The organism is Companilactobacillus miaonis, from assembly GCF_036913615.1.
Taxonomy (GTDB): Bacteria; Bacillota; Bacilli; order Lactobacillales; family Lactobacillaceae; genus Companilactobacillus.
The window spans coordinates 1-12,798 of record NZ_JAYKTX010000007.1 but is presented as its reverse complement, the minus strand read 5'-3'; the positions used below and the strand labels follow the sequence as shown (position 1 = coordinate 12,798).

Genomic DNA, 12,798 nt, shown 5'->3' with positions numbered 1-12,798 from the left:
ACTAGGCTTTTATTTTATATTCTATTCTTCAAATCCATTGTTTTCACTTAATTTAGCGTACCAGTGACCAGATTTCTTCAAGGTCTTAGTCTGTGTATGAATATCATCACGAATCAAGCCATAACGATTACGGTAAGCATTCTTCCATGACCAGCAATCAATCGCTGTCCAAACGAAGTATCCATGGCAATTAGAACCAGCTTCAATTCCCTTATGAAGTTGAACTAAGTGATCGTGAATAAACTTAATTCGGTAATCATCTTGAACAACGCCGTCTTTAATGAAGCGTTCTTCTCGTGAGACACCCATTCCATTTTCTGAGACGAACCATGGAATATTACCATAGTTATCTTTCAAGTTAATGGATATATCGTACAAAGTTTCTGGATAGATTTCCCAACCTTTGTCGACATTCATCACACGACCGGGCATTTCATAATTATCAAAGTAAATATCAGGCATCCAATCTTGCAAGCTCTCTGGTGAAATACTTGGTCTTTGAACACGTTCTGGATGATAGAAATTAACTCCTAAAACATCAACAGTGTTATCCTCAATTAATTTCAATTCTTCCGGTGTACTTTCCCAAAGTACTCCTGCATCATCCAAAATTTTCACTAATTCAGCTGGAAAATGTCCCAAAACAGCGGGATCTAGGAACATGTTGTCATCCCACATTGTAGCAAATTGTGCTGCTTTAACGTCTTCTGGATCATCAGTTGCTGGATAAGCTGGTGTCAAATTCAAGATCGTTCCAATTTTAGCATCAGAATTATTAGCTTTTTTCCAAGCATTAAATTTCTTGATGGCTTTAGCAGAGGCTAAATTCAAATTATAAGCAACTTGCACTGAAGCTGGTCCATCAACTCTTAATGGATAGTGGAATTGATACAAATATTCACCATCTAAAATGACTTTTGGTTCATTGAAGGTAAACCAATTTTTAACTCGATCACCGAATAATTCAAAACATTTTTCAGCATAATCGGCAAACAGGTCAGTCACATGTTTTGATTCCCAGCCACTATATTCTTGATATAGCTTAATTGGCAAATCAAAATGGAACAAGTTGATGTAAGGTGTTATCCCATTGTCAATCAAACAGTCGATTACCTTATTGTAAAATTCCACTCCGGCTTCGTCGACTTCACCAGTATCAAGGTTCTTGATCAAACGGCTCCATTGAATCGAAGTCCGCAATGCCTTGATTCCAGCTTTTGCCATCAAAGGGATATCTTTTTGATAATCGTTATAAAAATTAGAGGCTGTGTCAGGTCCTACGCCATCGTAAAAATCATCAGGACTCTTTTCAAACCAGTAGTCAAAAACATTCTGATTTGGTTTGTGAAAGTTTCCTTCTGATTGAGGGCCAGATGTGGCAGCACCCCAGGCAAAATCTTTTGGAAATGTTAGCATGTTTATTTCTCCTCTGGATAAGTTTGATAAAAGTCGACATAAGCTCCACGTAAGTTAGCCTCATCAGTGTATTGACAAGGAACAATCTTAGGTTTTATCGAAGCAATTTTGACAACTTTACGAATCTTTTCAATCTCTTTATTAACTTCAGGAATTAAGTGTGGGTTATTAGAAACCGCACCACCTAAAACGATGAGTTCAGGGTCAAAACTATACTGTAAATTGTAAATTCCTTTGGCAAGTGAGTAGTACATTGTTTGAACTTCCTTTTGAGCTCGGAGGTCGCCGTTATCGGCTAAATCGAAGACTTCTTTACCAGTATAGTTAGTTTTAGGTTTGGAATTTTCATTGTATCTTTGAGCAACCCCAACTGAAGTAGCTAGGTTACTGAGAGTACTTTTATCATCAACTAACGTGAAGCCAAATTCACCACCGAATAAATGGGCACCATGCCAAATTTGATGATTAATAATGACTGATCCACCGACCCCAGTTCCAATGATCAAGAACAAGAGACTGGAAACGTCTTTCCCAGCACCAGAATTTAGTTCAGCTAATGCGGCACAATTGGCATCATTTTCCATGCTGACTGGTAATCCAAATTTCTTAGATAAAGCTTGTTGAATTTCGAAATTGTGAATGTAAGGAATGGCTGAAGCTCCTTCAACTACACCAGTCTTTTTATTGACAGCACCGGGAGAACTGATCCCGACACCAGTAATGTCATATTCTGATTTCATGGCTGTAACGTTCTTAGTTAATTCAGAATAGAAATCTTCCAAAGTCTTTGGAGTAGGAATTGAAGGCAGTTTCTTCAATTCTTGATCTTGCATGACGGCTAATTTGATGGAAGTACCACCGATATCAATCAAACCTAAATTACTCATTTTTACCCAATCTCCATTTCAAATGGCGCAACCGGTGCACCTAATTCATTGAACAATGTGCAAGTTGGATAATTATCATAAGCATAACGAATTTTTTGAATCCCCTGACAATTATCAAGCACAATTAGCTTACCAACAGTTCTAACTTGACGTTTTTGCCATTGGTCATCTTTTTTAACTAGAAAATATGCGTTACCTCTTTGGACGAGTGAACTAGCTGCTGTAACAGATAAAATCAATTTGTCATCCAAAACTTGTTGACGAAAGACAACTGGTGTCGAACTATAACTTTGATCAGAGAGAATCTCACCAATTCTGGTCCCGGCAATTCGCTTATGAGTTGGATGAATATTGTGCTTTTCACCCGTATCAGCAATCGAAATTAAATGCACATCATTAATTTTTTGCGTAATTTCTAATTGGTGCTGACGAATAGATGGCCAAGCATCCTTTGGTTCGTCAAAGTACCTTGGCAATTGGACAATTAGAAATGGTACTGAGAAGTCTTGGAACAAATCACGCCAACTCAATACCAAACCACGCAACATAATATCGTAAACTTGCGGATTATCAGCATCGTTTTCACCTTGGTACCAAACGATTTTATCAAACGCATAATTCTTTACCTGTTCGATCATCGTATGGAATAAACCGTTAGGACGTAAGTATGATGTTGGTGTCATTGGAGGTGGCCAAGGCGTATGGCCAACGGCATCTTTAGCATCACTCAGCGAAACTTTAGGATTTTCTTTTTGAAATTTAGCTAAATCAGTATTGTGCTTGTCAACTAAAGCATTGTAGTCGGCGAATTCTTGATCATAATCTGCCTGAGTTTTACCTGTTGTAGCTTCTTTAAATGGTTTGATAAAACGGTTGATCAATTCCTGATTACCAGTTAAAACCGACTCTGGAACCCAAGAAGAAATCGACGTACCACCTTTGTAGCAATCGATGATACCAATGACTTCTCCCGGATTTAGTTCGTGTAATTTCTTAGCTGCCCAATAACCAATATCAGACATTTCCCAAAGGGTCTCTTTATTGGCAACTTGCCAAGTCGAAGTCTCTAAATCAGTTGGCAGAGTCAAATTTTGATCGTGATATTCGAGTTGAGGGACGTTGTAAAAGTAAGTATTATCAAGCGTTAAGTGCTCAATTTCCGATTGATACTCAGCATCATCCCTGAATTTGAATTCAATATTTGACTGCCCGGTAAGCAAGATAACTTTTCCACTTCGAACTTCATGCAAAACTTTTGCTTCATCTAAACTGGTGATTTTAATATCACACAACGAATCTTCAGCTAAAAGCAATCTAACTTTCCAAGCCCCGTTAACGTCTGCGGTTGTTTGGTAAGTTTGTTTCAAAGCTTCAACTACAACTACTGCTTGCGGTACAGCTTGTCCACTGATATAAAAATGTTTATTAGCTGGCACGACCATCTTGTCAGTATAAATTCCATCTAATTGTAAATTACTCATTTACTTTTTCCTTTTTTAATTGCGCAACTTCGTCGTGGAGATTAATAACTTTCTCAGCAACTGTCATCATGATGTCAGCTGAAATGAAATGATCTTGTGAGTGAATCAGCATGATTGATTTTTCAACTTTTTCACCATTCATTTCATCTGTCATCCATTTAGTTTGAATATTGTGTGCTTCGTGCAGCGTCTTCTTTGCTTCCTTTAATGTCTCACGTGCACCGTCAATGTCACCTTTTTCGGCTTGATTCATCGCATTGATACACATTGATTTAGCAGTTCCGGCTACAGAAATCAAATTCATCGCACGTTTTAATTGTTTTTCGTCCAAATTTCACACCTCTTATGCTTGACTAGTCTTTAATTCTTTTTCTGATTCTTTATGAGCTTCGTCCATTTCAGTTTCTTTGACAACATCAGCGTTAATCTTGTTATCCATTTTTACAAACGGAATATATATGGCCGTTGTGACTATCAATATAACAGCCTGGACAATAACTCCTTGAATATTACCTGTATAAAGTAATCCTGAAAGTAACGTTGGAACTGTCCATGGAACATTATTCACAATAGGACCTATGAATCCAATCTTTGTAAAGAAGTATCCAAGATAAAATGCAATAGGTGTAGCACAAACAAATGGAATAATGTATAAAGGATTCATAATAATTGGTAATCCAAAGGTTATTGGTTCAGAAATATTAAACAACGCTGGCATAACGGCAATTTTACCTATTTTCTTTGCAGCAATTCTGTGTGAAAATAGCAAAATTGCAATTACAGGTGCCAACGAGAATGAACCAGAAGCCGTTACAGTAAAGTTCATAAATAATGTTGAGAAGATATGATGTGCTTGACCTAACATATTTTGAGTATCATTAATATTCCAAGTTAATCCAAAAATTGGACCCCAAATAGATGTTGGATGTATACCAAACCATTGTAATAATGGCCATGTAAACATAGCCACAAATGCAAATAATCCAGTCTTTGCGACAGCCATAGCTGGCTTTTGCAAAACAGTTAGCAATAATGCAGGTAATGTTTCATTTGTTAATGATGTACTAATACCAGTAAGAATTATAAAAACACCCATAGTAATTAAACCGGGAACTAATGATTCAAAAGAACGTGCCACTGCAGGTGGAACAGATTCAGGCATTTTAATCGTTATATTTCTTGCCATGAAATAATTATAAATGAACACAGCCGCTGCACTTATTAACAGAGCTGCAAAAACACCTTGAGTACCAAAATAAGTTGTATCTACATAATTTAGAACATCAATAGCTTTTTTTGATCCAGCTGGCGTATAGTCAAAATGCCATGGTAAACAAATGAAGAATGCACCGACAGCGTATAAAACTGATGTCAAATGTTCTTTACTTTTTGGAAAATACTTACGAGAAAACTCATAAGAAAAAATAATAACTAAAAGTAATGCAAAAATACTTAATGAACCATAAGAAACTAATCCAATCAAATTGTTGATATTAGTCAATCCATGCGCAAATCCAGATGCTTCCCACGCCTTTTCAGACCCAGAGATTAGCTGTCCTATGTGTAATCCTTGTTGCCCAAAAATAAGACCATTTACTGGATCCAAAATAACATTTTGGAACAATAGGGCAAATCCGGCAATCATGGTTGTTGAAGCAACCAAAACAAATGAATCACGTAAGGTTAACAATAACTTATTTGCTGCAATTTTCCCTGCAGCTTTAGTGAATTTCTGTTCGAAATTTCCCCAAAAATTTCCTTTTGCCATTTTACTTTATACCTTCCTTTGCTAAACGATCAGCAATTATTTGACCATCCATACTTCCAAATTCCGTTATGGATAACTTAATAACTTTCTTGTCCGGAAACTTCTTAGTAACATCGTCATAAGACCAAGAAATTTGTGGAGCAAGTAGAATCACATCAGCATCTTCAGCGACGTCATCCATCATTCCAAAGTCATAAGCATCGACTTTTATATCCTTGTCTTCTTTTGTATAAACTTCCTGTAAATGTTTACCAGCTAAACTACTGGACATTCCTCCACTACAAAAGAATGCAATTTTCTTAGTTGCCATTTTTCTTACCCCCTAGTTAATGATTACGCTTACATTGATTATTAAAGCACCTACATCTTTATATGTAAAGACCTTTTTAAATTTGTTATGACATTTAACTAAATTGTATTAAAAAAGAGTGTCACCCTTTTCTTAGGAAACACTCAATCCAATAATAGTCTAGTATTATAGCTAAACTTTTCTGTATTTATCCAACTTTTATCAAAAACTCCGACTGCCCCATCTTTCAAGTGAATTTTCTCTTTTATTAATAATAAGGACTCACTTTCTGAGACATTAATCTTTACTGCTTTATTCTTTTCTAAATGTGCTATTGAATAATTGCGATTTATAGCAGTCAACTCAACTCCTAAGTCGTCAGTTAAGAAGTCTATTATCGACGACTTCAATGCATCCATTCGCATACCTTGAATATACTTTATAGGAAAATACAATTCCTGATAAATAACTGGCTCATCACCCTGGGCCATAGTCCTATTTACAACATAAACAAAATCATAACGATTAATTTCCAACATATTTGCCACATCAGTAGGAGGCTTAATAACACTAAAATCTCCCACTTTTATATTCAAATTATCTATATCAAATAATTCAGCTTGATTTTTACTCACAGAACTATTATTTCCATTTGAATCTTTAATAAAAGTACCTGCACCTTGAATACGATAAATCAGTCCCTCAGATACTAATACATCCAAAGCTTTTCTAATAGTTATTCTACTAACATTATATGCTTTCGTTAACCGAACTTCTTGAGGCAATTGTTGATCATTTTCAAATTCTCCTGACATAATACGTTGCTTAATTTGTTCTGCAATTACCATATATTTAGGCATTTCTTTCAAGTAAACACCTCATTCTAGACTTTCACCCTTAAAAGTTTCATAGTCTTATATATTCTCCCTCTAATGTACCCAATAATTCTACAGTATTCAATTCAAACTAGTGAATCAATTCGAATACATTCAATTTTCTTTTTGTTTAAATAATCCTTAAAATCAGTACTACATAGATAATCAGTTTCCATTATTCTTGGAATTAAAAGTGAAGAATGATTATACAAATACTTATCTATAAACCCTGGATGAAATATGAAAAGTAGAAGATCTTGAACATTATTGTTTATGGAATCAATAAACACTTGCTTAGGTTCGTAGTTAGGTTCTGACGATTTTACAATAGTTTTTAACTTATATCCCTTAAAGTTAGTTATCCTTCCAGAGAAATCCGCGGGTACAAAAGTAATTCCATATTTTAATGCAGCCTCTTTAACTCCTTCTTCAAAGTTACCACTATTAGTCGCATGAATATCAATATAAGCGGGTAAGACTCCCGTTATAGATATAAATTTTTCTATTTGAGCTTCTACCTCAATTCTAGCTTGTTCAGTATCAACAATATCTTCTTCCACTTCTCTATAAAAAGAGGATTTATGAAATACTCTACCATTAACTAATGTATCAATTTCGGTAGGATTGGAAACCGGATAACCTCCAGAAATATTAGCATGCAATCCCACACAAACACCTTTATCTTTAATTAAATCATAACCTTTTTTTGCATACGCAGTGTTTGACATCATACTTACATTATTAATTTTTCCATCATCAATTGATTTTAATATCCCAAAATTTACTCCCTCAGAATATCCTAAATCATCAGCTCTTATAATAATTTTCATTTTTATCCTACTTCCCCAGAGATAAGTATATAACAAATTTCAAAATTTGTTATACTTTCTTATGCCTATTAAAGAATAGTAAACATGCATTAAAATATAAATCGAACCTTTTGTATTTGTTCTCTTAAAATAATGATTTTTCTTATAACCAAAATTGTTTAAACATGCTATTATGGTATTAGAGGGTTTCAACAAAAAAAGAAGGAATACTAAATGATAGAAACTACCACTTGGAAACATAATTTCACTAATTATGCCAATCTTGAAAATATAAATCCAAATAAGCAACAACGGTTACAAATTTTTCAACCATTGCCATGCAAAAAAATTAGATTACAACTGAATAATTTATTCGACGAGGTACCATTAAAAATTGAACAATTAGAGATTTATAGTACTCCGACTGATCGAAAACTAGTTACTTTAAATGGACAGACTTCGTTTGAGATCGAACCACGTTTAGTTGAATGGTCAGATTGGATCGACTTGAAAATGCGTGACAATTCTTTCCTATCGATTGAAATCACTTCGCCTAATAAAACAATCCACAGTTTAGGGATGACTATCTCTAATGATTTGATTAAAACTGAAGACAGAACTGTCCAGGAGCCAAAGTACTTCTTTGGAGTTTCCGCCATTCAAGTCCAAACTAACCAAGAATACGAACGAATCGCCTTTTTTGGAGATTCTTTAACTAATCAAGGCAATTATTCAGCCCCTTTAGCTTTGAATCTGGAATCTGAATTCCATTGTATGACTGCCAATTTTGGTATTTCTGGAAACCGGATTTTGCATCCAGGACACAGCATTTCGCAATGGTCAACCAGTTTTGGTGAAGCCGGTTTTACAAGATTTGACCACATGATTGCTAATTATCAACCTAACATCGTCGTTTTCATGGAAGGCATCAATGATTTACTTCATCCAGGTACCGGTGCCCCAATCAACGAATTACCAACGGCCCAAGCTATTGTCAAAGCAGTCAAACTGCTCAAATTAAAATGTAAGAAGCATGATATTACCTTCGTACCAATGACAATAACGCCTGCCAGGGGCAATATCAACGGTGGTGTCAATGGTTGGTCTGATAAAAAAGAGGCACTCCGTTTAGCTGTTAATAAAGAATTGCTAAAAATGCCACATATTATTGACGTTGCCAGTCTAGTAGCAGACAACGATAAATTAAAAGCTAACTTCGATTGTGGCGATCACGTTCACTTCTCTGCTGAGGGTGGTAAAAAAGTTGCTAAATACATTCAAGAACAATTAATTCGTAAGCGGATGATTTAAGGTTGGTATATTCCATGATGTATAATTGCTATGGAGATTTGGAATATCTATTTATAGTAATTATTAAGTTTTACGTACCATGTTTAAATCATTTTTAATATAATGTAATATAAAATAGTGAATAATGATCAATTATATTTAATTGGAGAACAAAGAATGGTTGAAACTACTAACAAGGATATTTATACAATTTTAAAAGAACGTGTCTTAAGCGGACAATACAACATTAAAATGCGCCTTCCAACCGAAGATGCATTAATTGAAGAATTCAACGTTAGTCGTTATGCAATCCGTAAAGCAATCAAACAACTAGCAAATGAAGGTTTAGTTTACAGTGTTAAAGGAAAAGGCGTTGTCGTATTGGAACAAACACCAAAAACTAAAGAATTAAACCTCAGTTTGGAAAAAATTAATGGTCTTCAATCATTGAATTCAGATCAAAAACTTGAGCGAAAAACAATCATTGCCGATTTTCAACAAGTGATCGTCGATGAAAACTTACACCATAAGACCTCGTTCGCTGTAGGCATCCCAGTCTATGCCATTAAACGAGTTAGAAGAATCAACGATAAGAACGCTGTCTTAGATATCAACTACTTCAACGCTCAAGTAGTCCCAGAGATAACTCCCGAAATAGCTAAGGGTTCAATTTATAATTACATAAACAATGATTTACAGATGAAAATTGCCGTCGTCAAAAGACAATTAAGAATTGAACATGCCACCCAAACCGATTATGAACACCTGAATCTAGGTATCAATAATTGTATCGGAAATATGATCAGTTTTGCCTTCAATGATGATGGAAAGCAATTCGAATATACCGAATCACATTTTATTCCAGATAACTTTATATTTAATCAGATTATCAAATTTTAAGAGCGTGGAGCAGGGGCGGAGGATGTTGACTCCTGTTGACTGGAACGCGTTTTGACTATAAAACATAGAACTATGGATATTAAAAAAAAGCTTCCCAAAATCGGGAAGCTTTTTTTAATATCCAAATCTAATAAGATTCAAATCCAACCAAAGAAAAATGGTTAGGAATATATTTAGTCTCAGTACATTCAAATAAACTACCTAAATCAGTATAAACATATTTCTTCAAGACACCGACACAATTAGCTTCTTGTAAATCCAACAAATCAGATTCCTTTTGAGTCGCTGTTTCAACTGTTGCAACTGAACGGGCAGCCGCAATTTTAAAAAGATTATTGTCACGAATATATTGGTAAATTGAACTCTTAGCATCTTCAGAACTCAAATTAGGCATATTTTCTTTTCTGAAATAACTTGTATCCAATGCCATAGCTTTACCATTAACCATCCGAAGTCGTTCAACGTGATAAGCAACATCGCCTAAACTAAATGACGTGTGTTCCGACAGAATACTATCAACTTCAACTTCTTCAAAGGCTAACACTTTAGTAGCTAGTTCACGAATTGATTTATTTTGTGGAAAACTCATCAAATCTTGAAAGCCGGCTCTATTAGCAGCTGAAAAGACCATGCGATTGTCGGTAACTGGTTCTAGAACCACTACACCACGGCCTTTAACAGTATAAACCAAGCCCTCAGATTGTAATTTCTTCAACGCACGACGGATCGTATTTCTAGTCACACTAAAACGTTGTGACAATTCTTCCTCACCTGGCAAAATTGTTTTAGGTGGATAAACTTCACTGTCAATCTCACCTTTTAATATGTGGTAAATATCTGAATATAAGTTTTTTGGCATAATTTCTCCTCACAATTGCATCTAGCAATAAACCTCAAAAATAAAAATCCCACTATCTCTTCTCTAACATTAATGCTTCATATGGACGCATAATTACTGTTCCATTATCTAACTGTAATCCACCGTAGTTCCCCAAAACTAGGTCGAATCCAGTTGGAATAGTTCTCTTTTGTTCTTGAGCAGTAAAGTTCGCCATAACTAAAATTTTACGCTTTTCATTAAATCTTTCATAGCTATAAACACTATTATCCCCAGGATTTAATAACTTATAATCACCATCAATGAGAACTTCTTTATGTTTTCTAATGAAAATCAAAGCCCGATAAAAATCAAAAACGTTATCTTTCATTTTCAATACTTTTTCAACTGAATAATCATCATGATGAAGCGGCTTCAACCAAGGCTCGCCAGTTGTGAAGCCATAGTTTTTAGTAGAGTCCCATTGCATTGGCAACCTAGCATTTTCGCGTGATTTCTGTTGCAGAATCTTGATGGCTAAAGCTTTGTCCACGCCATTGTTGATCAATTCATTGTAGGCATTGATTGATTCATGATCGTTGTACTGCTTGATATCAGTGAAATAAGCGTTCTTCATCGCAATTTCATCGCCTTGATAAATGTATGGCGTCCCCTTTAGTCCAAACTCGACCATCGCCAACAACTTAGCCGACTGATCACGATACTTATCATCATCAGTAAAACGAGAAATCGCACGTGGTTGATCATGGTTGTTCCAGAACAGTGCGTTCCAGCCACCTTGTTGATCCATTTTAACTTGCCATTCACTCAAAATACTTGTTAAATCTGCTAATTTATAATGTCCAAGCGTCCACTTGTTGCCATTCGTATAATCAACTTTTACGTGATGGAAAGTAAAAGCCATCGACAATTCTTGACGTTTAGGGTTAGTATATTTGACCGCTTCAGAAATTGGAGTTGAAGAAAGCTCTCCAACCGTGATGAAATTATTTGGTCCAAAAACTTTTTCATACATTTCATGAATATATTCGTGTACGTGAGGACCATTGGTATAGAAATTTCTACCATCATCGAGCGGTGTCTTGAAAGTATCGTTTGGCATCTCTTTTGTTTTAGAAATATTATTGATAACATCGAGTCTAAAACCGTCAATGCCACGTTTAGCCCAGAATTGTAGCATCTTAAAAATCTCTTTACGTAATTCTTCGTTGCGCCAATTTAAATCAGGCATCGTTACATCATACAGATGCAAATAATATTGGTCTAACTCAGGGACATATTTCCAAGCACTACCACTGAATTTAGAGACCCAATTATTAGGCTCATGACCATCAACTGGATCACGCCAAATATAAAAATCGTGATAGGGATTCTCCTTCGATTTCAAGGCTTCTTTAAACCAAGGGTTTTGATTAGAAGTGTGGTTTAAAACCATATCCATAATAATTTTAATGTCCCGCTTATGTGCTTCCTGCAAAAGATGCTCAAAATCAGCCATTGTCCCAAACACTGGGTCAATTTGGTAATAGTCCGCAATGTCGTAACCATTATCATTACCTGGTGAAACGTACATCGGCGTCAACCAAATAAGTCCAATCCCCAGTTTTTGCAAGTAATCTAGCCGTGAAATGATACCGTTGATATCACCGATACCATCTCCGTTAGAATCTTGAAAACTGCGTGGATAAATTTGATACACAGTTTCTTTTTGCCATTCCTTCATTTACAAATGCTCCTCAATCTTTGATAAATCCTCACTTAACGACGCAATCTTATAATATGTTTATACATCTGTCAACGACGTTATAACCATACAGATTCCTCAAATAAGCTACATTTAGCTATTATATAAAGATTCTTTGAACTAGTCCATTTTTATAAATAAATAACTATAAGTGTAGATTCTTATTGTTTGATGGGTGGATGTAGCATGCCGTCCTCCATAGCAAAGCCGATTTTGGCTGGAACGTGTGGGCACCACTGAGCCAAATCGGCTTTGCTATTCCGGACTGAATTTCACTTCCTTTAGTTATTTGCTTTCCATTCATTTAGGAATTCTAATTCTATTCATAAATAATGCTTAATATTTATAGTTATATTTCCTTCCCTATTCAGAATAGAAATATGAATAACACAAAAAAGAAGACATCACTAATTTGAAGTGCTTCATAATTGTTAGACAAGAAATCTAATGATTATGGAGCACTTTTTGTATGGTTAAATATAGTTTTGATTTGAAAGCAAA

The 12,798-nt window shown here is 35.2% G+C and carries 12 protein-coding genes; 2 read left to right on the top strand and 10 right to left on the bottom strand.

What is annotated here, in order from left to right:
- Positions 1 to 21 precede the first annotated feature (21 nt).
- The 8 genes from U8521_RS06980 to U8521_RS06945 form a co-directional block, all read right to left on the bottom strand.
- A complete protein-coding gene (locus U8521_RS06980) occupies positions 22 to 1,416 on the bottom strand; it encodes a glycoside hydrolase family 1 protein (protein ID WP_334352290.1) in 1,395 nt (464 codons plus the stop codon).
- 2 nt (positions 1,417 to 1,418) lie between these two features.
- Positions 1,419 to 2,303 (bottom strand): ROK family protein, encoded by an 885-nt coding sequence (locus U8521_RS06975; RefSeq protein ID WP_334352289.1) that lies wholly within the window; start codon positions 2,301 to 2,303, stop codon positions 1,419 to 1,421.
- A 2-nt stretch (positions 2,304 to 2,305) separates the two neighbouring features.
- Positions 2,306 to 3,784: a sialate O-acetylesterase gene (locus tag U8521_RS06970; protein ID WP_334352288.1), complete on the bottom strand. Its 1,479-nt coding sequence runs from the start codon at positions 3,782 to 3,784 to the stop codon at positions 2,306 to 2,308.
- Positions 3,777 to 4,115, bottom strand: a complete 339-nt coding sequence (locus tag U8521_RS06965; RefSeq protein WP_334352287.1) for a PTS lactose/cellobiose transporter subunit IIA — start codon at positions 4,113 to 4,115, stop codon at positions 3,777 to 3,779. Before U8521_RS06965 ends, U8521_RS06970 begins: the two co-directional genes overlap by 8 nt.
- 12 nt (positions 4,116 to 4,127) lie before the next feature.
- Positions 4,128 to 5,552, bottom strand: coding sequence for a PTS sugar transporter subunit IIC (locus U8521_RS06960; protein WP_334352286.1), 1,425 nt, complete (start codon positions 5,550 to 5,552; stop codon positions 4,128 to 4,130).
- A gap of 1 nt (position 5,553) precedes the next feature.
- Positions 5,554 to 5,862, bottom strand: coding sequence for a PTS sugar transporter subunit IIB (locus U8521_RS06955; RefSeq protein WP_334352285.1), 309 nt, complete (start codon positions 5,860 to 5,862; stop codon positions 5,554 to 5,556).
- 143 nt (positions 5,863 to 6,005) lie between these two features.
- On the bottom strand, positions 6,006 to 6,701 hold the full coding sequence (locus tag U8521_RS06950) for a GntR family transcriptional regulator (protein WP_334352377.1): 696 nt from the start codon (positions 6,699 to 6,701) through the stop codon (positions 6,006 to 6,008).
- 101 nt (positions 6,702 to 6,802) lie between these two features.
- Positions 6,803 to 7,546, bottom strand: a complete 744-nt coding sequence (locus U8521_RS06945; RefSeq protein WP_334352284.1) for a ChbG/HpnK family deacetylase — start codon at positions 7,544 to 7,546, stop codon at positions 6,803 to 6,805.
- A gap of 213 nt (positions 7,547 to 7,759) precedes the next feature.
- On the opposite strand from U8521_RS06945, the gene U8521_RS06940 reads away from it, so the two are divergent.
- Positions 7,760 to 8,836 (top strand): GDSL-type esterase/lipase family protein, encoded by a 1,077-nt coding sequence (locus U8521_RS06940; RefSeq protein WP_334331823.1) that lies wholly within the window; start codon positions 7,760 to 7,762, stop codon positions 8,834 to 8,836.
- 156 nt (positions 8,837 to 8,992) lie between these two features.
- Positions 8,993 to 9,715, top strand: coding sequence for a GntR family transcriptional regulator (locus U8521_RS06935; protein WP_334331824.1), 723 nt, complete (start codon positions 8,993 to 8,995; stop codon positions 9,713 to 9,715).
- A 127-nt stretch (positions 9,716 to 9,842) separates the two neighbouring features.
- Here the strand turns inward: U8521_RS06935 and U8521_RS06930 are convergent, their stop codons facing one another.
- Both U8521_RS06930 and U8521_RS06925 read right to left on the bottom strand, forming a co-directional pair.
- Positions 9,843 to 10,574 (bottom strand): GntR family transcriptional regulator, encoded by a 732-nt coding sequence (locus U8521_RS06930; protein WP_334331825.1) that lies wholly within the window; start codon positions 10,572 to 10,574, stop codon positions 9,843 to 9,845.
- A gap of 52 nt (positions 10,575 to 10,626) precedes the next feature.
- A complete protein-coding gene (locus U8521_RS06925) occupies positions 10,627 to 12,276 on the bottom strand; it encodes an alpha,alpha-phosphotrehalase (protein WP_334331826.1) in 1,650 nt (549 codons plus the stop codon).
- Between the last annotated feature and the right edge of the window lie 522 nt (positions 12,277 to 12,798).